This is a genomic window from Streptomyces sp. NPDC004266 (assembly GCF_042874095.1).
Lineage (GTDB): Bacteria > Actinomycetota > Actinomycetes > Streptomycetales > Streptomycetaceae > Streptomyces.
Genome location: NZ_JBIAMM010000025.1, coordinates 42688 through 65780, shown reverse-complemented (window position 1 = coordinate 65780; position 23093 = coordinate 42688). Strand labels below are relative to the sequence as shown.

The 23093-nt window shown below is 69.9% G+C and carries 16 protein-coding genes, 1 tRNA gene and 6 pseudogenes; 15 read left to right on the top strand and 8 right to left on the bottom strand.

Features of this window, described 5'->3' with window-relative positions:
* Positions 1-565: 565 nt before the first annotated feature.
* Positions 566-1954, top strand: a complete 1389-nt coding sequence (locus tag ACFYUZ_RS37060) for a hypothetical protein (RefSeq protein ID WP_389316914.1) — start codon at positions 566-568, stop codon at positions 1952-1954.
* Between the two features lie 89 nt (positions 1955-2043).
* Here ACFYUZ_RS37060 and ACFYUZ_RS37055 read toward each other — a convergent pair.
* A pseudogene (locus ACFYUZ_RS37055) lies at positions 2044-2290 on the bottom strand (flavoprotein); the annotation flags it as partial.
* A 604-nt stretch (positions 2291-2894) separates the two neighbouring features.
* On the opposite strand from ACFYUZ_RS37055, the gene ACFYUZ_RS37050 reads away from it, so the two are divergent.
* Positions 2895-3713 (top strand): DUF3761 domain-containing protein, encoded by an 819-nt coding sequence (locus ACFYUZ_RS37050; protein ID WP_389316911.1) that lies wholly within the window; start codon positions 2895-2897, stop codon positions 3711-3713.
* 170 nt (positions 3714-3883) lie between these two features.
* Here the strand turns inward: ACFYUZ_RS37050 and ACFYUZ_RS37045 are convergent, their stop codons facing one another.
* The 3 genes and pseudogenes from ACFYUZ_RS37045 to ACFYUZ_RS37035 all read right to left on the bottom strand — a co-directional run bounded on the left by ACFYUZ_RS37045 (position 3884) and on the right by ACFYUZ_RS37035 (position 5540).
* Entirely contained in the window at positions 3884-4336 is a 453-nt protein-coding gene (locus ACFYUZ_RS37045; RefSeq protein ID WP_389316908.1) for a hypothetical protein, read from the bottom strand.
* 14 nt (positions 4337-4350) lie between these two features.
* Positions 4351-4826: pseudogene (locus tag ACFYUZ_RS37040) on the bottom strand (restriction endonuclease fold toxin-2 domain-containing protein).
* 543 nt (positions 4827-5369) lie between these two features.
* Complete coding sequence (locus ACFYUZ_RS37035; protein WP_389316906.1) at positions 5370-5540, bottom strand: hypothetical protein; 171 nt, start codon at positions 5538-5540, stop codon at positions 5370-5372.
* A gap of 144 nt (positions 5541-5684) precedes the next feature.
* Between ACFYUZ_RS37035 and ACFYUZ_RS37030 the strand changes: the two are divergent.
* From ACFYUZ_RS37030 to ACFYUZ_RS37020, 3 genes and pseudogenes are all read left to right on the top strand, one after another.
* A pseudogene (locus tag ACFYUZ_RS37030) lies at positions 5685-6089 on the top strand (transposase family protein); the annotation flags it as partial.
* A gap of 66 nt (positions 6090-6155) precedes the next feature.
* A pseudogene (locus ACFYUZ_RS37025) lies at positions 6156-6262 on the top strand (transposase); the annotation flags it as partial.
* Positions 6263-6440: 178 nt separating this feature from the next.
* Positions 6441-6905, top strand: coding sequence for a hypothetical protein (locus ACFYUZ_RS37020; RefSeq protein WP_389316903.1), 465 nt, complete (start codon positions 6441-6443; stop codon positions 6903-6905).
* Positions 6906-6959: 54 nt separating this feature from the next.
* Here ACFYUZ_RS37020 and ACFYUZ_RS37015 read toward each other — a convergent pair whose 3' ends face one another.
* Entirely contained in the window at positions 6960-7856 is an 897-nt protein-coding gene (locus ACFYUZ_RS37015; RefSeq protein WP_389316931.1) for an MBL fold metallo-hydrolase, read from the bottom strand.
* Positions 7857-8357: 501 nt separating this feature from the next.
* Here ACFYUZ_RS37015 and ACFYUZ_RS37010 point away from each other — a divergent pair.
* The 3 genes from ACFYUZ_RS37010 (at position 8358) to ACFYUZ_RS37000 (ending at position 10454) form a co-directional block, all read left to right on the top strand.
* Positions 8358-9185, top strand: a complete 828-nt coding sequence (locus ACFYUZ_RS37010; protein ID WP_389316900.1) for a helix-turn-helix domain-containing protein — start codon at positions 8358-8360, stop codon at positions 9183-9185.
* Between the two features lie 82 nt (positions 9186-9267).
* A complete protein-coding gene (locus ACFYUZ_RS37005; protein ID WP_389316897.1) occupies positions 9268-9738 on the top strand; it encodes a cupin domain-containing protein in 471 nt (156 codons plus the stop codon).
* Complete coding sequence (locus tag ACFYUZ_RS37000) at positions 9735-10454, top strand: SGNH/GDSL hydrolase family protein (protein WP_389316894.1); 720 nt, start codon at positions 9735-9737, stop codon at positions 10452-10454. The genes ACFYUZ_RS37005 and ACFYUZ_RS37000 overlap by 4 nt, the downstream gene beginning before the upstream one ends.
* Positions 10455-10666: 212 nt before the next feature.
* On the opposite strand, the gene ACFYUZ_RS36995 is transcribed toward ACFYUZ_RS37000, so the two are convergent.
* Positions 10667-10740 (bottom strand) — tRNA-Met (locus ACFYUZ_RS36995).
* Between the two features lie 260 nt (positions 10741-11000).
* On the opposite strand from ACFYUZ_RS36995, the pseudogene ACFYUZ_RS36990 reads away from it, so the two are divergent.
* From ACFYUZ_RS36990 to ACFYUZ_RS36970, 5 genes and pseudogenes are all read left to right on the top strand, one after another.
* Positions 11001-11167: pseudogene (locus ACFYUZ_RS36990) on the top strand (IS5/IS1182 family transposase); the annotation flags it as partial.
* 568 nt (positions 11168-11735) lie between these two features.
* Positions 11736-12824: a UDP-glucuronic acid decarboxylase family protein gene (locus ACFYUZ_RS36985; protein ID WP_389316891.1), complete on the top strand. Its 1089-nt coding sequence runs from the start codon at positions 11736-11738 to the stop codon at positions 12822-12824.
* Positions 12825-12931: 107 nt separating this feature from the next.
* Positions 12932-14821 (top strand): glycosyltransferase family 2 protein, encoded by a 1890-nt coding sequence (locus ACFYUZ_RS36980; protein ID WP_389316888.1) that lies wholly within the window; start codon positions 12932-12934, stop codon positions 14819-14821.
* 34 nt (positions 14822-14855) lie between these two features.
* On the top strand, positions 14856-15878 hold the full coding sequence (galE, locus tag ACFYUZ_RS36975) for a UDP-glucose 4-epimerase GalE (protein WP_389316885.1): 1023 nt from the start codon (positions 14856-14858) through the stop codon (positions 15876-15878).
* A 46-nt stretch (positions 15879-15924) separates the two neighbouring features.
* Positions 15925-17361, top strand: a complete 1437-nt coding sequence (locus tag ACFYUZ_RS36970) for a UDP-glucose dehydrogenase family protein (protein ID WP_389316882.1) — start codon at positions 15925-15927, stop codon at positions 17359-17361.
* A 317-nt stretch (positions 17362-17678) separates the two neighbouring features.
* On the opposite strand, the gene ACFYUZ_RS36965 is transcribed toward ACFYUZ_RS36970, so the two are convergent.
* Positions 17679-19313, bottom strand: a complete 1635-nt coding sequence (locus ACFYUZ_RS36965) for a right-handed parallel beta-helix repeat-containing protein (protein ID WP_389316928.1) — start codon at positions 19311-19313, stop codon at positions 17679-17681.
* Between the two features lie 619 nt (positions 19314-19932).
* Between ACFYUZ_RS36965 and ACFYUZ_RS36960 the strand changes: the two are divergent.
* Positions 19933-20407: pseudogene (locus tag ACFYUZ_RS36960) on the top strand (IS5 family transposase); the annotation flags it as partial.
* A gap of 123 nt (positions 20408-20530) precedes the next feature.
* Here the strand turns inward: ACFYUZ_RS36960 and ACFYUZ_RS36955 are convergent.
* Entirely contained in the window at positions 20531-20941 is a 411-nt protein-coding gene (locus ACFYUZ_RS36955) for a hypothetical protein (RefSeq protein WP_041133290.1), read from the bottom strand.
* Positions 20942-21173: 232 nt separating this feature from the next.
* Here ACFYUZ_RS36955 and ACFYUZ_RS36950 point away from each other — a divergent pair, with 232 nt between their 5' ends.
* Positions 21174-23057 carry a galactose oxidase-like domain-containing protein gene (locus ACFYUZ_RS36950; protein WP_389316879.1) on the top strand — a complete coding sequence of 628 codons (1884 nt, stop codon included), beginning with the start codon at positions 21174-21176 and terminating at the stop codon, positions 23055-23057.
* The last annotated feature ends 36 nt before the right edge of the window (positions 23058-23093 follow it).

The window sequence follows — 23093 nt, the reverse complement described above, 5'->3', positions numbered from 1 at the left end:
CGGTCGCGCGGCTCCACAGTTCACTGCTCGTCACGGGTGGCCACTGTGCCGGGTGCCCAGGGGCGCTGTCGACGCATTTAAGTTCTCCGCGGCTCAGCATGCACCGCCCACAACCCGTCGTCGCCTAGGCAGGGCTTCGGCCGAACCGCCCCACACCCCGGCTCATCAGTCCCGGAGTGATCCAACCACCTTGGAGATCATTTCGTTAGGAGTTCTCATCCGATGGCCCATCAGACACATGGGGGACCCCCTGGGCACGGACGACGTGCGCCCACGCACCACTGACCTGTCGGGCGCCGACATCGCTCCAGCTCACGGAACACGGCCCCTTTGGCCATCAGCCGGTCGACGCTCGACCGCTCCGGAAGTCGGCTCGCTGTCTGCCGCCCGTCCGGAAGCCTCGGCAGCGTGGAACTCGCGAGCGAGGCGGGGCCAAGACGCCAACGCCGGCCCGCCCGGGCCAAAACCAAGATCACGCGCCCCTGCGCACTTGCGTGCGCCATTCCTCCCTTCCGTACGGTCAGCGCGATGGTGAACCGCCCACGCACACCGTGAAGGAGAGCTGTTGAAGCCGACCGAGGAAGTGCTCCAGGACCTGACCCAGCCGTCGAACGTCTCCGTCCACTCCGACGACGCGCTCGTCGGGAAGGTGAAGACCGCCATCGCGGCGGACGACAAGAAGCGGGAGGAGAACGAGGACGAGCCCCTCCGCAGGAAGCCCGCCCTCGTCCCGATCCCGCAGACGGAGCTGCCCCGGCAGTTCGAAGTGATTTTCTGGGACGTCCTCCACACCCTCGCCCGGGCCACTGCCCTGTCCTGGCGCGGTGCGGGCCGGGGACTGGCGGAGCACTGGGGCGCGCTCAAGTACACCCAGGCCCTGGCCGGCGGTCGCGACTCGTTCCTCGGCCTCACCGACGAAGGCCACCGGATCGCGGACCACTACAAGTCGCTGCAGTCCGGCGAGCTCGGCGTCGGCTTCGCGCTCACACTCGCCGAGCACATGCTGCGCAGCCGCTTCCCCGGCCATTCGGTGACGATCGTCCCCGCCGACACGGCGTTACGCGCGGGCTGGGCCCTCACCAGCAAGGACAAGGGCGAGAAGGTGAAGTACCGCTATCGTCCCCAGTACTTCGCGGAGGTCTGGCGGCCGGGCGAGCCGTCCCTCGTCATCCCCCTCGCGTGCAAGGGCAACCACGGCGACTCCGCCACCTCCGCCGAGCAGCTGGCCTCCGCCTCCGCCCACGCCGAAGCGGTCCACATCGGCGCGTGGAACGAGACCCCCGTCCTGCTGTTCAGCACGCAGCTCCCGACGGACGGCGGCACGATGACCGTCCACGCCCTCCAGGCACCCGGCAGTGGAGGTCGGCTGTCCCCGGCGGAAGGCCGTGAGCCGAACCTGAACGCCCCGCCGTTCCAGGCGAACGTGATGCCGGACATCCACCCGCCGACCGAGGGCCTGATGGCACCGGAGCCCGTACGGGGCTGCCACGTGCAGGCGAAGGACTACGCCTGGTTCCAGGAGTCCCTGGCCCATACCACGGCAGCGGGCCTCATGGCCTTCACCGGCTCCGGCCACGCCACCGCCCGCCACCTGACCGACCGGCAGGGCCGCAAACGGTTCACCGGCCTCGAGCACGCGGCCGGCATGAGCATCCAGGACGCCGCCCACACTCTCTTCGGCAACGAGTACGTCGGCACCGATCACGTCTTCCGTCTGAACGGCCCTCGCGTCGAGGCGTTCTCCGGCGTGGACGCGGAGGTCTTCCGTCTGCTCGCCCGGGGCGACGTCAAGGAGTACCGCGCCCTCGTCCACGCGAGCCGCCACGTCCGCCCCCGCCTCGCCTTCGACAAGGACTGGGGCGGCCCCGTCTCCGTCCACGCCGACGGCTCCGTCTTCGCCCTGCGACTGCTGCCGGGGCAGGACGAGGAACCCTGCGCGTGCTCGTCTCGCTGACGCGCCTCTGAGACGACACGCCTGTCCGAACGGCCTCTGGGCGGACGACCGAACCACCTGACAGCCAGGGGCGTGGGCCTCGGCCCGAATCACTGTCCGAAGAGACCTACGCTCCTGCTGTACAGCAGCTCCAACGTCTCTTCCCACCGGGAACGGTCCGCTCCCCGCACCCGCCTTCGGCCGGTGCGTCTCGTACGACCCGACCACCACACCCATCTCCCGCAGCTGGTCCAGGCTCCGGCCGTACGCCGGCTGGGCGGCCATGGCGGCGTTCACGTCCGACAGGACGGCCGTCGGGATGCCCATCCCGCACGCCTCGCACGGGAGGCCCAGCGCCGTCGCCGACTTCCACCGGCAGGGCTGGGTCCACGGCGACCTCCCCACTTTTTGGCCCCCGAACTGGCCCCGGCCGTCGAAGCCGACCACCGCTCGGTCAAGGTCGCCCCAGCCGCCGAGGGCCACGCTCTCGCCGCCACCCTCCGGCACGCCGCCACCGGGACCTGGCCCTTCGGCTACGCCGGCGGCAAGGGGTCTGAGTACCCCTGTTTGGCCCTCGGGTCCGTGAGCTGATCGCCAGTCGTCGACTATCGCTCACGGTCACCTCGCAGTGGCCCGACTTCCTGGCCGTCCTGCGGATCACCATGACCAGCGCGTCCCAGGACCGCCCTATGGCCCCTCGCCTCGCGACACTCCTGGAGGTCGTCCCGTCTCCGGGGTGACGGTGAAGAGGTCGATCGAGCCGCTGCTATGCACCTCGGCCGGTCGCGAGTCACCTCGGATGGCTGATTTTCATTGAACGGTCATCTACCTGGCAGTACGAGGCTAAGGTCGTCGCCCTGACAACACCTGCCCCGCCGCTGGCGGGCGTCGGTTCGCGACCGACAGCAGGACCGTGCACGCAGGGGAGCGTGCATCCCGTAGCAACAAGGGGGGACCCGACATGGCCCGAAACCAGAGACCTCAGCCGACGGCAGAGGACAAGAAGAACTTTCGCGTCGGCTGTGGCTTCATGCTGGCCATGCTTCTCGTCGTCGGCGGATGCAGCGCTCTGTTCAATGACGACAACGACTCGTCGTCCGCCTCCTCGTCTTCATCGACCTCGCCGTCCGTCCTCGACGACAAGGCGGCGACCGTCACCGTCGGGGACTTCGTCGGCATGGAACTCCAGGCAGCCCAGGACGCGGCGCAGGCCGACGGCATCTACAACCTCGACTCGACGGACGCCACCGGCCTGGGCCGCCAGCAATTCCTGGACCGCAACTGGACGGTCTGCTCTCAGCAGCCCGTGGCCGGCGCGACGATGAGCGCCGATGACACGCTCACGTTCGACACCGTCAAATCCAGCGAGGGTGAAACCTGCGACGACCCTACCGGGGCCGGTAGCAGCGACGAATCCAGCACCGTCTCGGGTACGGAGGACGACTACAGCGACGACGGTTCCTCCACCGCCTCCGGCACGGGGGATGACAGCGACAGCAGTTCCTCCACCGCCTCCGGCAGCGGAGACGACTACAGCGACGACTCCTCCAGCAGCGGCTCCAGCTCGTCGACCGGCTCCTCCTTCTCGGGAAGTGACACCAGTTCCTCCTCGTCGGGGAGCGGCTCCAGCTCCTCCTCGCCCTCGGGCGACTCGCAGCAGGCACCCGCAGGAGCCACCGCCCAATGCAACGACGGCAGCTACAGCTACTCCGCGCACCGTCGGGGTACCTGCTCGCACCACGGCGGCGTGGCCGTCTGGCTCGCCAGCGTGCCTTCGTAGAGAGAAAGCCGTCGTGATTCTTTCAGCGAAGAAATCGATACCGCATCACTGACGACTGGCGGCCGGCGCGCGCCAGGTCGAGGCAGAGCCGCCTGCGCCGCATCCATCGGGCCGCCTCTTCGGGCCCGGCCCGATGGATGCGGCGGGAGGTGCCCGATGGTGGCCGCCGGTCAGTAGTCGAATGTGGCGAGGTGGCGGCGCAGCAGGTCACCGAGGTCCTTCCTGTCCCCTTGGGCCGGAAGTGGTGAGGGCGTATCTTCGCCGTTGGCCATGGCGAGACTGCTGGCGAAGCGTACGAGGTTCGGCGCCGGAACGAAGGAGTCGCGCAACCAGACGGCGAAGACGCCGGCTTCGTCCGCGGTCACGTCGGTGAGGGTGACGTAGGCGTAATCGGGCTCCGTGACGGCCGCGGTCCCGTTCACCCACACGTCCGGCGCCAACTCGATCTCGAAGTCGAGCACGGTCATCTCGTGGATGCCGGACCGCCGGTGTCCGATGGTGGGATCGGGGAATCCCTCGCGCAGCGCCCGCTCCAGGGTCTGCAGTGTGGCGTGCCAGGCTCCGCCCTCCCCCTCGGGGGGATAGAAGGCGAAGTTCGTCCGGATGTTTCGTTCCGTGGCCATGGTCTTCCTTGTGCTCAGGGGACGTACCGCGTCGAGCCGGGTGTACCCGTCATCGCCATCATGGACTGCCAGTAGGTGGCGTTGTCCTGTCCATTCGTCACGATCTCCAGGCCCCTGATCTCACTGTTGGCGGGGTTGGCCATGGCCTGCTTGTAGCGGACGAGTTCGCTCTCGTCGCCCGCGTACATGCAGTCGACGACGGGTCGAAACCGATCTTCCCCTGTTTGTTCACCTTGACGGGCTTCGTCAATGCTTCCTCGACCCGGTCGAGTGTGCGGAAACTCTTGTTCGTGCAGTCCGGGTCCCGTATCTGCTTCGCCTCGACGAGATATCCGTCGAGAGGGCGGATGCCGTCCACCATCAGTCCGCGTCTGCTGCCGAGCAACGGCACCTCTCGCTCGGGATAGCCGGACACACGAAGCTGGTAGGCGTTGTCCGGATCCAGCGGTCCGCCGCCTCCCGCGAAGCCACCGGTCTGGAGACCGTTCATCCACGCACGGAACTGCTGCTGCATGGCAGCCTCCACATGCTCGGCGTACCGGTCGCATGCCTTGGCGATCTGCGTGCAGGCGGCGACGAGATTCGTCACCAGCGGCTCACCGTCCTCGGCCTTCGCCGGCGGGCAGGTGAGACCGACGCTGTGCTTGACGTACGTCTGGAAGGCATCGGCGGCCTCGCCGGAGTGTGCCTTGCTCGCGGTGAGGAAGCAGGCCTGTGCGTCCTCCAGGAAGCGCTGCATGAGCACTCCCGCATGGCGCCACGAACCGGCTACGTCCCGAATCTTCTCCGGGGAACCGCGGAAGCGGTCACTGCCGCCGCTGGGGACGTACTGCTCGTACCAGGCGGTCTCCCCCACCACCTCGGGGAGTTCCTGGCCGAGCCCGAGGTAGTTCTCGGTGCAGTCGGCCCCAGAGTCACCCATTCCCGCGGTGAGGTCGGCCTGTCGCCCGAGGAAGGCGGCGACCTGGCGGCTCTCCTCGGCCATGAACTCACGGGCGTTCCGCATCAGCCCCTTGCTCGTCTCGCCCAGGACCTAGGAGCTGAAGCCCATCTTGTCGAGCGTCACCGAGGCTGCCGAGACATACACCCTGGCAAAGGCCCGCCCGGCATCGTCGTCCCCTGCCATCCCGTGATGCCGCGCCAGTTCGTGGCCCAGGGCGATGGCCGTGTCACGTGCTCCCCGCATCGTGTCGAGAAGCCCCATGGAACTGCGGATCATTCCTTCCGCGATGAACTTGACGTCCGGAGCAAGCCCGGCCCCGTCGCCCCCCTACATGCCTGCACAATGACGAAGCTCCTGGTGGACGGGTTCTCGACCAAGATCACCCATGCCCGCCAGGAGCTTCGTGTGCCTGTCCACCCGTCCTCGGCCGACCTGGCCAACCGCACCCTGCGGTCCCTGAGCGGGCGACTGAAGGCCAAGCGCCGGCAGACCGGAACGCGTTGGCGGCGTTTTCCCGCCTCGCGACAGGCCCTGCTCGCCCCGGCCCATCTGCGATGCGGTGACACCTACGCCCGGCTCGCTGCCGGGCTCGGCATCGGCATCACCACCGCGTACCGCTCCATACGCGAGACCGTCGACGTACTGGCCACCTTCGCGCCCACCCTGGCCGAGGGGAAACACAAGCATCACGGCATGAACATCCAGGTCCTCACCGATCCACTCGGCCATCTGCCGTGGGACTCGCCCGCACTACCTGGTTCCACGCACGATCCGACCGTCGACCGCGCCCGCGGGATCGCCGAGGTTCTCGCCGCCACAGGCCTCAGCGGCTGCGGCCGGTTTCTGCCGGTGAGCAACGGTCGGTGTGGGCGGTGACGTGATCACCGGCAGGTGATCGACGGGACTCTGCATCGGGTTCGGACCGGAGTGCACCGGCGCGATCTGCCGGAGCGGTCGGGCCGTGGAAGACGGTCAACGAGCGCCCCCGACTCCGGTCGGCCGAATCCCCGGCGGATTCGTCGGCGGGATGCGCGAGGTCATCGGGGAATGATGCACCCCGGCAAGTTCAGTCGCGGTATCCGGACAGCGCTGCTGGCGTAGCCGGCTCGAGTCTTCGAAGGGACGAAGGTCGTCGATGTCGCCCGAGACGACGGTCGAGTCATGCTCTCCACCCCGCACGGCGCGGTGCGCGCCAACAAGGTCGTGCTGGCAACTGACGCGTTCGCAGGGGAGTCGGACATCACCCCCAGGAACCTCTCCGTCCCCATCTGGATCATTGAGGCGGAGACGGAGCCGATCGACGACGAGCGGGGGGGTTGCGCCCAGCTGGACCGGTCGGTCAGGGTCGTGACGCAGCCCACCATCACGGAGAACTACCGCCTGACCCCACGCAACACCATCGCCTTCGGTGTCCGAAGGCTCGAGCGAGGGACGAAGTTCCCGCTGCCCGCCAAGGCGCCGGATCCGGGAATGGTGAACGAACTCGCGAACGGCAGTTGGTCTCAGATGACCGACGTGCTCCAGCACACCGCTGCGAGCGTCGGCGATCAGCAACTCCGCTTCGGCGAAGGCGGCCTCGGCGTCGGTGAGCTCCCGGAGACCGGCGCCGGCCTGATCACCCGATGAAGCCGCGGCCGGTTCCGGGCGCCGCCGACACGGGGCGACCCGACCGCCGCGAACTCACGTCGCGCGGAACCGGCCTTCCTCCACCTCCGCGACCCGCCCTCCGCTCATCAGCCGGTCCAGGTGCCGCTCGGCGGTCCTCCGTTCCACCGGCGTCACCTGCGGTCCTTCGACGTGGGGCCGGTAGACCAGCCGGTGCTCGACGATCTCGTCCACGGTCCGCGGCTCGCCGAGGGACGCGAGGAGTGCCGCGTCCCTCTTCTCCACCACGCCGGCGAAGGCGTCCAGCCTGCGGCGGAACTCCGCGGCGCCCTCGATGACGCCCTTCTGGTGGGACGTGCCGTACCAGCGCGCGTCGATCTCCCGGCAGCGGCGCATCGACGCCTCGAAGTCCACGAGGCTGCTGCCGACGTCGCCGTAGTACGGACCGAACGACGTCAGGTCGATGTCCGCCACGAACAGGAAGCCGTCCGGCTCGATCAGGAAGCCGCTGTGGCCCGCGGTGTGGCCGGGAAGGTGCACGACGGTCACCGTGCGGTCACCGAGGTCGAACACGGCCCCGTCACCGAAGCCCCTCGCGTCCGGCCGTTCCCGGACCTGGAACGCGTCCCACATGCTCTTGCCGAGGGCGTCGGCCTCGGCGGGCGGGAGGCCGAACTGGGCGAGCAGAACCTCGCGCGACCGCAGCGCTTCGAGATCGCCTTCATGGATGTGGACCGGCACCTCGTAGCCTCCGAGACCGGCGATGTGGTCCTCGTGCGCGTGGCTCACCAGGACCGCGTCCGCCGGAGGGGCCGCTCCCAGCAGCGACAGCGACGGGTCGACGACCAGCGATGCGGTCGAGCCGCGCACGAACAGCGAGTTGCCGTACGGGTAGGCGCCTCGTCCTTCGCCGACGAGCACGGTGATTCGGCCGTACTCTGCCGGCTCGTACCCTCCGGCGGGTGTGTCCATCACGTGGTGATCCTCCGGTCCGGCATTCGGTTCCAGGGCTCGCGACGTGACGCCGCGACCGTCACGCAGCTCGTCGCCGGGGGGCTGACCTGGGCCACTCCGCCGTGCCGAGCTCCTCGGCGGCGACTCCTCCGAGCGAACGGTTCGCGGTTCGGGGCCCGAACAGGACGACGATCGAGAACACGGCGTACGCGGCCGCCGCAACGGCCATCAAACCGCCTCTGCCCCCACCGCTGTACAGCGCTGCGCCGAGGACACCCGAGACGGCACCGCCCGCCTGCCCCGTGACGGTCGTGCTGCCCGACGGACAGGCCGTCCAGGGTCGGCTCTGCGCCCGGCAGTGGACGAAGGAGACGTGGGTGTACTGGGTCCGGGATCCCCATGTGGGAGACGGTCGACAACGAGGGGTGCCGGTAAGAACCGTGTCACCGGCCGCAAACGGTGGTGATCAGTCCTTGGACGGTGATCTTGCCGACCTGGGCGGCTCGTACACTGACGAAAATGGAGGACCACACGGCCACCGGGATCGGTGCACGTCCGGCGCCCGCCTTGCGGCGGTACGTCGACTCGTATGTCGGTTTCGACCTCCGCGGACTCCCGGCGGGGGTGCACTGCGGCCCGCCGAGCCGCGCGCTCACTGCGGTGATCAGCCTGTCCGACCCTTTGGAGGTGGCGGCGGGCGTCGACGACGGGTCGCCGGTCATCAGATTCGGCAGCGTGGCCGGCGGTCTGATGTGCCGGTCCGTCGCGATCCACCACGACGGACGCCAGCAAGGCGTGCAGGTATCGCTGACACCGCTCGGGGCCCGGGCCATCTACGGCATGCCCGCCGCCGAGCTCGCCCACCGACTGGTCCCACTCGACGAGCTTCTCGGAACGCTTGCCGTCGAGCTGGTCGACCGGCTCCGAGCGGCGACAACATGGACCGCGCGGTTCACCGCGCTGGACGAATTGCTCCTCCGAGCTGTCGGCCGCGGAGCCGGCGGCGACCACGTGCGCCCCGAGGTGGCCGAGGCGTGGCGCCGCCTCGTCGCCGCGCGGGGTTGCGTCCAGGTCGGTGCGGTCGCCGCGGAACTCGGCTGGAGCCGTCGATACCTCACCGAGCGGTTTCGCGGCGAGGTGGGCCTGTCACCGAAGACCTTCGCCCGAGTCTTGCGCTTCGAGCACGCGCACGAACTGGCGACGGCGCACGACCCGCTCCCGTGGGCCGATGTGGCAACCGTCTCCGGCTACGCCGACCAGGCCCATCTCGTTCGGGACTGGCGCGAGTTCACGAACCGATCGCCAACGGCTTGGCGTCGCGGCGAAGTCCTCCTCGGAGCCGGGTAGCCGCCAACCGTCTGCCCGTCGCGTCAGCTTCTCTTCCCTTTCCTTCAAGACCGCCCGATCGCTGTCGTGGACGATCGTCGGCATGAGACTCGTCAACCACGAACGCAACGCCGTGGATCTGCGGACCACCCCCGTGCACCTCGGACCGGGGTCGAGAGCGAAACCCGTCGAGGGCTTCGCCTGGGACCCGGAGGTGCTCCAGGCCTACAGCACCGCGGTCGCGGCAGACGGCGCCGAGGGCCGGATGGTGATGATCTTCGACGGCGACGGCCTCGGCGACCATTGGGAGAGCCACCCTGCAGGCGACGAACTGGTCGTTTGCCTCAGCGGGTCAGTGACGGTCACCCGCAACGTGGACGGGGTTCCCGACCGCGTTCTGCTCGGACCGGGCGAGGCCACCATCAACCCGGCCGGGACATGGCACGTGGTCGACATGGAGGGGCCGACGTCCATCCTGTCCATCACCGCGGGCCTCGGCACCGAACACCGTCCTCGGACCGACACCCGCCCGACCGAACGCGCCGGCACGCCCGGCCCGGAGGAAGCGCCGTGACGACACGCATCGCGTGCCTCGGCGACAGCCTCACCCGCGCGCAGTTCAGCGTCGACTACCTGGATCTTCTCGGACGACGCCACCCTCCCGGTGCCGTGCAGGTTGCCCGCTTCGGCGCCAACGGCGACTTCGCCCACAACCTCTTGCAGCGCCTCGATGCCGTCGTCGCGGACCCGCCCGATGTGATCACCGTGTTGATCGGGACCAACGACGCCCGAGCGAGCCTCGCCGGCTACCCCGTCGAGCAGGCCATGAAGCGCAAACAGCTCCCCGATCGCCCGTCGGCCGGCTGGTTCCAACGATGCCTGGGCGCCGTCGTCGCACGGCTGCGATCGGAGACCGACGCGACGATCGGTTTGCTGTCGCTCCCGGTCCTCGGCCAACAACTCGACGGAGCAGCGGCACAGGCATCGCAGGCGTACAGCCGGATGATCGCCGAGGCCGCCGCCACCAACGAGGTGGCCTACCTTCCGCTCCACGAACGCCAGATCGAGGAACTGCGCCAAGCGGACCCACCGCCGATTCCATACCGGGAGGCGACGCCCGCAGCGGTCGTCGGCGTCCTCGTCCAGCACGCGGTGCTGCGCCGCAGCCTCGACACGATCTCACGACGCCGAGGTCTCGTCCTCACGACCGACCACATCCACCAGAACAGCCGCGGAGCCGCCCTCATCGCCGAGGTCATCGACACCGGTCTGCTGATCCAGAGCACATAGCTGGTTCCGGCGCCCGGCCGGTCGGATGCCGTCTACCGCGCGGAGGTGGCATCCGATCCAGGCGGTCAACACCTACGGCACCAAGATCGACCAACGGTTCTACAACGGGGAGGCCTCGTCGGCCCGGGCGACGAGAACCGGACGGCCGGCTTGAGGTGCAGGCGCACGCATGAGGCCCGGATCCCGTGGATCCTGGCCTCATGCCACTTCAGTAGCGGGGACAGGATTTGAACCTGCGACCTCTGGGTTATGAGCCCAGCGAGCTACCGAGCTGCTCCACCCCGCGTCCGGCACCAGACGAGGCCGAACCAGGTGCGGGACATGCCCCGAAGAGCACGCCGGTTCATCGACAGGTACCGCAGCGCCGACCTGACGGCGTCCACTCCCCGCCAGGTGTACGAGGGCTCGCCACGACTGCGTCCGGTGGAGGCTTCCCGATCAGCTGCACCGGCTCCTCGGCAGCCTCCGTATGTCAGCGACCGCGAACACCATCAGCCGGCCACGCTGGTGGAACAGTCCTCCGCCCCCGGTTTCCGTAGCCACGGGCGTGCGCTCCTCGTGCCGAACCCGTCCGGTCGGCGCACGAACCTGACCGTGCGGCGGTTCGTCCCGCTGTTCGGGGTCTCGAAGTCGGCGGCGGACCGGATCATCGATCGCCTCGGCCCGATGCTCGCGCCCGGCCGCGCAAGCGGTTCGCGAAGGGCGCGCAGCTCTTCGGTATCCGGCGCTCGTCCGGGGCGGTGATTCGAGGGAGCCGCCTCGCACGGCCGGGACCGCCGCAGGGTCCTTGGATCCGGTGGTGCCGCGGTTGCGCGCGTTCGACCCGTGGCCGCCGGTGCGAGGGTCCGGTCCCGCAGGGCCGCCGTGCACCTCTCGCAGGTGCACGGATGATGTCGGGCGCACGAGTGGCTACCACTCGAGGATGGCGTCCTCGGAAGGATCTGAAGCGGTGGGGGCCATCGACGTGGCGGGCGCGAGGGTTGGGTCCGAGGGCCACCGCGGACACCGAGGGAGACACGTGCGGGTGACACCGTCCGATTGCTCCGTTCGACGTGCGGCATAAGCACGAACTAGGCAGTGAAGCCGCGCACTCCCCTGCAAGTGACCCGCCGATCAGCCCAGCCCACGATTCACCTCCGCAAAAACTACTACGTATGCCCATACCCTCATTCCACGTCTTCCGGGATGGCTCGGATTTTCGGATCGTCAGGCCATTCCGTCACTCAATCGTAAGTGCGAGCGGATATCGAGGTCATTCCGCTTCTCATTCCTGGAGAACACATGCGCGTTGCCGTGACCGGTGGCGGTGGTTTCCTTGGCTCACACCTGTGCGAGACGCTTCTGCGGCGCGGCGACTCGGTGGTGTGCCTCGACAATTTCTCGACGGGCGATCCCGAGAACATCGCCCATCTCCTGGCCCACCCGGCCTTCGAGTTCCAGCACGCCGACGTGAGTGTGTCCGTGGAAGTCGCCGGCCGGGTCGACGCCGTCGCCCACCTGGCTTCCCCGGCCTCCCCTCCCGACTATCTGCGCCATCCGCTGGAGACGCTCGCGGTCGGGAGCCGCGGCACCGAGAACGCCCTTCGCCTCGCCCTGCTTCACAGCGCGCGCTTCGTGCTCGCCTCCACGAGCGAGATCTACGGCGATCCGATGGTCCACCCGCAGGAGGAGACGTACTGGGGCAACGTCAACTCCATCGGCCCGCGCAGCGTCTACGACGAGGCGAAACGATACGCCGAGGCGGTGTCCGCCGCGTACCGCCGCACGCACGGAGTCGACGTCGGCATCGCCCGGATCTTCAACACCTACGGCCCCCGCATGCGCCCTCACGACGGTCGCGTGGTGTCCAGCTTCATCACCCAGGCCCTGACCGGCGAACCGCTCACCATCTACGGCGACGGCCGCCAGACCCGCAGCTTCTGTTACGTCGACGACCTGGTCCGCGGCCTGGTCGCGCTCCTCGACTCCTCCGAACTGGGGCCCTTCAACCTCGGCAATCCGGTCGAGCGCACCGTCTCCGAACTCGCCGGCATCGTGCTGGAGATGACCGGCTCGGCATCCGAGGTGAAGCACCACCCGCTGCCGGTCGACGACCCGGCCCGCCGTCGCCCGGACATCACCCGCGCCCGCGAGGTACTGGGCTGGGAGCCGGAGGTCGACATCACCGAGGGCCTGCGTCGCACCGTCGCGCACTTCGCCGCCCACGCGGATCGCCTCGCCGCCTCGGCCGCGTCGATCCGCGGCGGACAGGACGAGACGGTGCCGCTGGCCGCGTCGGTATCCCTGACACCGCAGACGATCCCCGGCCCGACCGGCATCGGCACCGGCGTCGTGTCCTCCACGCCCGGGGCCACTGTCGCGGGTGGCTGATCCACGCGCCGCGGCGGGCCTCCCACCGTTCCTGCCGCGGCCCGGAGTCCGTCGAGCCTGCTCCCCCGGCCCCTCGTCCTGTCGCACCGCCTGGAGAACCTGCTGCCATGACGTCATTGGAGCAAGGTCCCGCCCACGGGACCGGCATCACCCAGGAACCCCCGCTCCCCTCACCGGCTCCCGGCTCACCGGCGGAGTGGGAGGCGCTGGAGGCGGAGATCCGCGCCCTGTCGAACGGCATGGTGGCCTCCATCAGCCCGGACGGTCCCGTCCTGGCGCGCCCGGCGCGCGGGCTCACCACCCGCCCGTCCAGCTTCGTCCGGGCGTTCTCGCGCTTCCACCGCTTCCTGGTCGCCGTGCTGTCCCTCGGGTGGGCGGCCTGCCTGGTGTGGTTCTGGATGTGGTGGCTCGAGCCGTCCCACCGCGTCGGGTGGACCGGCCTGGTGGTCAACAGCGCACTGCTGCTCTACCTGGCCTATCTGCCGGTGCACTTCCTCGTCGCGCTGATCCGGATGCGGCGCTTCGATCCGGCGGTCGAGGTACCGCGGCTGCGTGCCGCGTTCGTCGTGACCCGTGCCCCGTCCGAGCACTGGGACATCGCCCGGAGGACCTTGGAGGCGATGCTCGACCAGGACTATCCGGACGCCTATGACGTGTGGCTGTGCGACGAGGACCCCACCGACGAGATCACCGACTGGTGCCTGGCTCACGGTGTCAACGTCTCCTGCCGCCGTGGCCGCGCGGACTACCACAGGGCCACCTGGCCGCGGCGGACCCGGTGCAAAGAGGGCAACCTCGCCTTCTTCTACGACCACTGGGGCTACGAACACTACGACGTCGTCGCCCAGCTCGACTGCGACCACGTGCCGCACCCGCGCTACCTCGCCGAGGTCGTCCGACCCTTCGCCGACCCCGCCATCGGATACGTCGCCGCCCCGAGCGTCTGCGACGCCAACGCCGACCAGTCGTGGGCGGCGCGCGGCCGCCTACAGCGCGAGGCTCTCTTCCACGGCCCCGTACAACTCGGCTACTCCGCCGGACTCGCCCCGCTGTGCATCGGTTCCCACTACGCCGTTCGCACCGAGGCGCTGCGGGACATCGGTGGCCTCGGTCCCGAACTCGCCGAGGACTTCTCGACGTCGTTCCTGCTCAATTCGGCCGGCTGGCAGGGCGCGTTCGCGATCGACGCCGAGGCACACGGGGACGGCCCGATCACCTTCGGCGCGATGATCACCCAGGAGTTCCAGTGGTCACGCAGCCTGGCGGCGATGTTCTTCGGGATGCTGCCGCGTCACCTGAGCCGGATGCCCGGAAAACTGCGGATCCGCTTCTCCTGCGCGCTGCTGTACTACCCGCTGCTCGCCCTGACCACGGTGATCGGCATCGTGCTGCCGCCGATCGCGGCGGTCACCGGCGTTCCGTGGATCAACGTCAACTACTTCGAGTTCCTGGCCCGCTTCTGGACCATGTCCGTCTGGCTGATGCTGCTCACGCTGCTGTGCCGCCGGGCCGGGCTGCTGCGCCCGAAGGACTCGCCCGTGATCAGCTGGGAGATCTGGCTCTTCGGCCTGGCCCGCTGGCCGTACGTGGCCTGGGGCGTGGGGGCGGCGCTCATGCAGAAGCTGCGGCCCCGCCCGGTCACCTTCAAGGTCACGCCGAAGAAGCGCGACGGCCTCGAACCGCTGCCGCTGCGCGCCGTGGCGCCGTACCTGGTGATCACGCTGTTCCTGTCCTGCACCGCCGTCGCCGGCCAGTTCACCGGCCCTGCCTTCGGGTACGTGTTCCTCTGCATCCTGGGCGCCTTCTCGTACGCGGCGGTGACCCTCGCGGTCTGCTCCCTGCACATCGGGGAGACGGCGCGCGCCGCCGGCGTCCCGCGGCACCGGGCCTTCCGCACCGCCGCCGTCCCGCTCGCCGCGGGGCTCCTCGCCCTGATCCCGCTGGCGCTCGCCGTCGGCGTCTTCCCCACTTATCTCGCCGGCTTCTACGCCTGGTGACGGCCCCTACGACCGATCGAGAAAAGAGGTTTCCGTGCCCCAGACCGTCCTGGTCACCGGCGGCGCCGGTTTCATCGGCAGCCACACCTGTGTGGAGCTCCTCCGCGCCGGCCACGAGGTCGTCGTGCTGGACGACCACTCCAACAGCTCGCCCGAGGTCCTCGAACGGGTCACGAAGATCGCGGGCCGCCCCATCGCGGCGGCCCACGTCGCGGACGTACGCGACCGGCGGGCCCTCGACGCCGTCTTCACGAGCCACCCGATCGAGGCGGTGATCCACTTCGCCGCGAAGAAGGCCGTCGGCGAGTCGGTGCGGATCCCGCTCGCGTACTACGACATCAACGTCGGCGGCACGACGGCCCTGGTCTCGGCCATGCACGAGCACGGCGTGCACCGACTGGTGTTCTCGTCCTCCTGCTCGATCTACGGCGACGCGACAACCGTCCCGCTGACCGAGGAGTCGCCGGCGGCGCCGACCAACCCGTACGCCACCACCAAGTGGACCTGCGAGCAGATCCTCGCGGACGTCTGCCGGCACGTGCCCGAGCTGCGGGTACTCGCCCTGCGGTACTTCAACCCGGCCGGCGCCCACCCCACCGGACTCCTCGGCGAGGACCCGAGGGGCGTGCCGAACAACATCATGCCGTTCCTCACCCAGATCGCCGTGGGCCGCCGCGACGAACTCAGCGTCTTCGGCGCCGACTTCCCCACCCCGGACGGCACCGGGATCCGCGACTACGTCCACGTGGTCGACGTCGCCGAGGGGCACCGCACCGCCCTGGACCACATCGACGACGAGCCGGGCATGCGGGTCTTCAACCTGGGGACCGGGCGCGGCGCGTCCGTCCTGGAGCTCGTGCGCACCTTCGAGGAGGTGTCGGGGCAGCCGATCCCGCACCGCGTCACCGAGCGCCGCCCGGGCGACGTCGCCGAACTCGTCGCCGACCCCACGAAGGTCGCCTCCGCCTGGAACTGGACCGCACAGCGCGACCTGGCCGCCATGTGCCGTGACGCGTGGACCTTCCAGCAGCAGAACCCGTACGGCTACGCGCCCTGACCCCTCGCGCAGCACACCACCCCGCGTTCAGACAGGAGAACACCGCATGCGGTTGACCGTCATCGGAACGGGCTATCTCGGAGCTGTGCACGCCGCGTGCATGGCAGACATCGGACACGACGTCCTCGGCGTCGACGTCGATGCCGAGAAGATCTCGGCCCTCACCGAAGGCCGGACCCCCTTCTACGAGCCCGGCTTCGACGAAGTCCTCACCCGCGCCCTCGCCTCCGGACGCCTGCGCTTCGGAACCAGCCTGCGCGAAGCGGCGGTGCACGGCGAGGTCCACTTCATCTGCGTCGGCACCCCGCAGCAGGCCGGCTCCCGCGCGGCCGACCTGCGGTACGTCGAAGAGGTCGTCGACGGGCTCGTGCCGTACCTGCCGGCCTCGTGTCTGGTGGTCGGCAAGTCGACGGTGCCGGTGGGCACCACCGCGCGCCTGACCGACCGCATCGCGCGGCTCGTTCCGACGGGCGTACGGGCCGACGTGGCGTGGAACCCCGAGTTCCTGCGCGAGGGCTTCGCGGTCGAGGACACCTTGCGACCGGACCGGATCGTCGTCGGCACAGTCGGCAGGGAGTCGGACGAGACGTTGCGCCGGCTGTACGCCCCGATGCTGGACGCGGGCGTTCCGTACATCAGCACCGACCCGAGCACGGCCGAGCTCGTGAAGGTCGCGGCCAACTCGTTCCTCGCCACGAAGATCTCCTTCATCAACGCGATGGCCGAGGTCTGCGACGCCGCGGGCGCGGACGTGGTCACCCTGGCCGACGCCCTCGGCCACGACACCCGGATCGGCCGGCGGTTCCTCAACGCCGGCCTCGGCTTCGGCGGCGGATGCCTGCCCAAGGACATCCGGGCGTTCACCGCCCGCGCCCAGGAGCTGGGCGTCGGTCCCGCGGTGACCTTCCTGGACCAGGTCGACGCGATCAACGAACGGCAGCGGACGCGGACCGTCGAACTCGCCCGTCGGCTGGCCGGGGGCGACCTGACCGACCGCCGCGTGACCGTCCTGGGCGCCACCTTCAAGCCGAACAGCGACGACGTGCGTGACTCGCCGGCGTTGGCGGTGGCGGTGGCCCTGCACCGCCAGGGCGCCGACATTCGGGTGCACGACCCGGAGGGCACCGCGAACGCGCGCCGGACCCGTCCGGAACTGCGTTGCGAAGACGACCTCCTGACGGCCTGCCGGGGAGCGGAGCTCGTTCTGCACCTCACCGAGTGGGGGCAGTACCGCGAGCTGGATCCGGTGAAGCTGGCCCGGGTGGTCCGCAAGCCGGTCCTCGTCGACGCGCGCAACGCGCTGCCGCACGACGAGTGGCGGGCCGCCGGCTGGACCGTCAAGGGGCTCGGCCGTCCCGCGCCGGCGGACCGGCCGCCGGTCGCTCCGGCAGGAGAGGCCCTGCGGGCCACGATCGCGTCGCCGGCCGTCGAAGCGGACCACCCCGGCCTTCCGTACCCGGCGCTGCCGGCCGGCAAAGTCTAGGGCGTGTCCGGAAAGTAGCGCCGTCTGCCCGGAGGGCAGGGCTCGCGGCGTCCGGTGCGTGCGAGCGCAAGGCGGAGGAGGCCGACGATGGCGGAGCCATGGCGGCCGACGACAACGCGGCGATCGTGCGTGCCGGGCGCCGCGAGCCAGGCGGGACTTTCCGGACACGCCCTAGGCCGTCCCCATGACGCCGCCCCACCCCGCCGGGGTGGGGCGGCGTCATGGCATGTCCGATCGCCGAGGACGTCGCGCGGGAATGCGCCGGGGAGATCGAGGGGAGCCGGCGTGCGTCGGCTCCCGAGGCATCGATGTCCGGCTCAATGGGCGGTGCGCTCCTGCGCGGCGCCGGGGCGCAGCTCATCCGGGAGCCGGTTGCCGAAGTAGTCGACGGAACCCGCGTCGACGCCCGATGACTGCGAGCCCATGCTCGCGGACGCCCCCTCCTCGCAGCTCGGCACCAGGTTCTCGGCTCCGGCCGGGTCGGTGACGGAGACGGTAAGAGCGCGCAGGCACGGGTCGTCGCCGGTGCCGGTCGGCTCGCCGTCGAGGAGTTCCTGGCCGGAGGCGGTACGCCAGTCGTCGAGGTCGGCGAAGCGCCGATTCCCCCAATTCAGCGACCAGGGACCCATGCTGTAGTAGACGTTGCCACGCAACTGGTGCGTGCCGGGGAGATACGGCGACTCGGCGTCGATCAGGGGACCACCATCGGTGGCGAGGATGTTGCCGTGGACCTTCACACCGCTCATGCCGTCACTCAGCCGCAGGGCCGGGGGTCGGTTTCCCGCCGCTTCCGCGGAGGCGAGACCCTTCGTCCGCATCACGACCGTGTTGTTGTGGATGTTTACGTTCTTCATTCGGGCGCCGTAGGCGACGATGCCGCCGTACGCGGGGAGCTTCCGCGCATCGTCCCAGCTCATGTTGAAACGGACGACGTTGTCCCGGTGGGCGCCGGTCGCCCGTCCGGAGTAGACGAGGAATCCCGGCCCGTCGTTGCCGTAGGCGAGGTTGTACTGCATGACCGAGTGGGACACGTTGTTGTCCAGGCCGAAACCGCCGCCGTCCACCCGGGATCCGGTCCGGTTCCGGTAGGAGCGGTTGTTCTCCAGGACCACTCCGGTCGAGTCGTACACCCAGATGCCCTCGGGACCTTCTACGGCGTCCGCCGCGGAGCGCGCGCCGTTGTCGTGGGCCACCGAGAACCGCACCTTCGCGTCCCGGACGCTGCCGAGGGCGATGCCACTTCCGGTGTTGCGGCTGTCCCTGCCCGGAGCGCCGCTGTTGGAGAACGCCGTGACCCGCTCGATCCACAGCCCGGAGTGTGCGTAGACGGGGTTGCCCGGCTCGAACTCCGGTCCGTAGAAGACGAGTCCGGCCTCCAGGTTGTGGTGGACCGAGACGTCGCTGATGCGCACGTCGCTGTAGCCGGTGGCAGCGTCGTCGTCCGTACCGATGCTGATCCCGTTCTGGAAACCCCGCGCCTCCACGTTCGTGATCCTGACGTGGGCGAGCTTCTGCTTCCCGGGGCGGGCGGCGCGGAAGGCGATCCCGACTCCTTCGCGCAGCGCCTGCTGGTCGCCGACCAACGCGATGTTCCTGATCTCCACGCCCGCGGTGTCGCGCACGGTGATGCCGGAGGTGCCTCGGGGCGCGATCGTGGCCCGGCCCCTGCCGTACGACTCGATCACCACCGGCCGCGCCGCGCTGCCCGCCTCGCCCTCCTCCAGGGTGACGGTGCCGCGGAACCGTTCGCCGCCCTTGAGCCGGAGCCTGTCACCAGGCCGGAAGTTCGCGGTGTTCGCGTGATCCAGGGTCCTCCAGGGCTTCTCCGGCGACATGCCGTCGTTCTTGTCGTCGCCGTCCGCACTCACGTAGAAGGTGAACGGACCGCCGCTCGCGGGGCGGGCGGGCCGGTAGATCCCCGGCACGTCGCACCCCGTGAGCAGCAGGAGCACCAAGGCCGAGACTCCGACCGCGGCCCTCGTCGTCCGGCACCGTTTCACCGCGTTCACCCGCACCCCCTGAGGGACGTTCCAGCGCCATATCAGGCATGTGAAGCAGCAGACTGTCACAAAGGGGACATGTGGAGCGTCAGCGCACGTGCGGCATCCGAGTCACGTGCGGGCTCGGCTTCGCCATGCCGGTCGGGGCGGCCGTGCGCACGCCGTCGACCACCCCGCCTCGGACGCGACCAAGATCCGGACCATTCCCGGATCGCACCACTGGACTCCCCCAGGACCACCGTTCGGTCCCCTCCCGCACGACTGCGGCGAAGACGTCTCCAGCACGAGATCCTCGTCGGCGGCCGCCAGCGTTTTCGTCACGCAGACGAGGAACGGGGTCGCCACCTGCTCACGCACGTACTCCGGTTCCTGGCCTCCTTCACCGGGTCGTCCGCCGTGCTCCCCTTGGCGGACGCGTCCCGCAGGACGGTCTTCAGGACCCGGAAGATGTTCACCTGGTTTTCCGGCCGCTCCGTCGCTCTCCATCGCCTCCAGGAAACGCTCGACCACCATCGGCGTGACCTGAGACGTCGTCTCATATGGCCTGCTGAGTAGTCTGCGCCGTGTGGTGATGGTCGAGCGCTTGGTGCCGGATGAGCTGTGGGAGCTGTTCCAGCGGGTGGTCCCGCCCGCTCCGGCACGACCACAGGGCGGCGGCCGGCGGCGGTACGGAGACCGTGAAGTGCCGGCCGCGATCGTCTTCGTGGCCACGACAGGCTGCACCTGGCGGCAGCCGCCGCCGTTCTTCGGGCCGTCGGGGCCGACCGCACACCGCCGCTTCACCGAGTGGAGTACCGCCCGGGTCCGGGCCAAGCTGCACCGCGTCATCCTCGACGAACTGGGCTCGCGCGGCGGCCTGGACCGGTCGCGCTGCGCGATCGACTCGGTGAGTATGCGGGCCCTGAAAGGGGGACCTGACGGGTTCGAATCCCGTTGACCGGGGCAAGAGAGGCCCGAAGATCCACTTGGTCACCGAGCGGACCGGTCCGCCCATCTCCGTCGGCATCTCCGGCGCGAACCTCCACGACAGCCAGGCCCTTGAGCCGCCGGACCCCAGCGGGGTCACGTATCGAACAGCAGTCACATCGCGCAGCACACCGGCCAGGGTAGTTCAGCACCGCGGGACCGCCGGCGCGGGACGAGGCGCCGGCGGTCCCGCGGCAGGACGGTCACATGCCGTGCGTCGGCATGTCCTGTGTGCACACGACGTGGACGACCAGGTCGGCCGGCTCGATCCGCGGGTGCGCGCGGTGGGGGTGCGGTGACGGCAGGAGCTGGCCCTTGCGTACGGCGACGATCCAGCCGGTCGCGGTGTCGTTGGGGCGGCTCTCCAGGAGGTCCGCGGGTTCCTCGATGAAGCGGGCGCCCTTGCGGGCCTTGATGGTGAAGCCGCCGCTGTAGGCCTGGAAGGGCGCGGGACAGAACAGCTCGTGGGGGCGGCCGTCGGCGCCGCCGCGGATCACCTTGCCGGTGATGTGGCGCGGCGGCTGGGGCGGGTCCGCCGCGGCCGGGGCGGCGCAGAGGCCGAGCAGGGTCACGGCACTCGCGACGGCCGCGAGAGCGGCCCGAGTCGTGCGCATGGCAGTAGTCCTCCTTGGAGCGGGGGAAGGGGAGACGGCCCATTGCTAGCAGCGCGTCGATCCGCGCCCCGGTGGACACGCAGAGTGAGACACCAACGGGCCATGCCGAATCGTTCCGCTCGGACGTCAGCTCCCGAATCGCTACGGTGTGTGATCTACTCGCCCCGTTCAGTCACTCTATGTGGTCACCCGGCTCCGTCCGGGTGGCTGCCATGCGCTCTTAAGGAGCCTGATGTCCCGCAGAGGGAAATGGGCGCTCGCGGTCGGCTGTGCCGCGATCGCGCTGTCCGCCACCGCGCCCGCCGGCGCCTCCGTGCCGTCCGCCCGCTCGAAGCCCTCCCCGGCGCACGAGTCCCCCGTCCGGTCGGGCGGCGTCCGCGTCACCGACGCACAGGTACGCGCCGAGGTGCGCCCCGCCGAGGTGGAAGCCCTCGGCCAGGACGCCGCCGAGCAGCTGGCCCGCGACCGCATCGGCATGCGGGCCATGGACCACGGCTACTCGCAGCCCATGCGGACCCGCAGCCTCAAGCGGCTGACCGAGTCCCAGAAAGAGATCAACTCGGCTTTCGACGCGGAGAGCTGGGGCAAGTTCACCGAGTACTTCCCCAGCCCCGACTTCGGTGACCACGTCGCTCTGCTGCCCACGGGCAAGGTCCTGCTGTTCTCCTTCGAGCCCGTCGAGGACAGCCCGAACAAGGAGACCGCGCCCACCGACGTCATCGGCGGCGACAACGCCGGACGCGCCTACGTCTGGGACCCGAAGGAGGGCACGAAGGCCTCCGCCTTCAAGGCCGTACCGCCGCCCGTCGTCGAGGTGGACGACGGCACGGACGAGCCGCGGCCCGCCCCGATCTTCTGCGCCGGGCACTCCTACCTGCCCAACGGCATGGTGGGCGTCTTCGGCGGCAACCTCGGCGGCAACCACGGCTCCGGCGCGCACCTCGCGCTGGTCTTCGACCCGTGGAAGGAGACCTGGCTCCAGCAGCAGGACATGGCGGAGGGCCGCTGGTACCCGACCGTGGTCACCGGCGCCGACGGCCGGCAGTTCATCACCTCCGGCCACGGCGACGTGGGATGGGGCGTGCTGTCCAAGTCGATCGAGCGCTTCCCCGCCAAGGGCACGGCCGTCTCCCTGGACCCGTCGGCCGGGCCCCGGGGCCAGTCCCTCGACAGGTGGCCCGTCAAGGCCGAGTTCACGGTCGACTACCCGCACCTGTTCTCGCTGCGCGACGGCCTGATCTACGGGTTCGGGCGCAACTACGACGAGCAGTACGTCTTCGACCCGAAGCAGGAGACCAGCCGCAAGCTCACCAACCGGCCCGACGGCGGCATGCGCAACTACGGCTCCGCCGTCGCCCTGCCCAACGGCGTCAACGGCCCGGACTCCGTCCTGATCCTCGGCGGCAACCGCAACGACCCCAACACCTACAAGTTCTCCGGCGGCCGCTGGACCAAGGACACCCCGCGCGCCTTCGGCCGCACCCAGGACGACACGCTGATCCTGCCCGACGGCACGCTGTTCACCGTCAACGGCGGCTACGACATCCGCGACTACGGCAACGGTCCGTACAACCCCAACGCGGACGAGAAGTACCGGCAGATCGAGCTGCGCGACAGCAGCGGCCAGTGGCACCTCGGCCCCGTCCAGCGGCTGCCGCGCGCCTACCACTCCAACGCGGTGCTGCTGCCCGACGGCCGCATCATGGTCACCGGCGACGAGCTCCAGCAGATCGCCAACGACCCGGACGTGAAGTCCGACATGAACGGCACGATCGAGATCTACGAGCCGGCCTACCTGCACCAGGGCGACCGGCCGGCCCTGTCCGGCGTCCCCACCGCCCCGCAGGGGTACGCCGCCAACCTGCGGGTCAGCACCAGCACTCCGGACCGGGTCAGCCGGGCCGTCCTGATGGCCCCCATCACCTCCACCCACTCGGTGGACACCAGCCAGCGCCGGCTCGAACTTCCCATCACCAGCCGCGCCGGCAACAAGCTCGTGCTGCGCACCCCCGCCTCGGCAGAGGAAGCGCCTCCCGGGTACTACCTGCTGTTCCTGCTCGACGACGAGGGCGTGCCCAGCACCGCCCAGTGGGTGCAGCTGCGCCCGGGTGCCTGACCGCGCCCGACCCCGTCCGTCCCCGACACCCTCAGG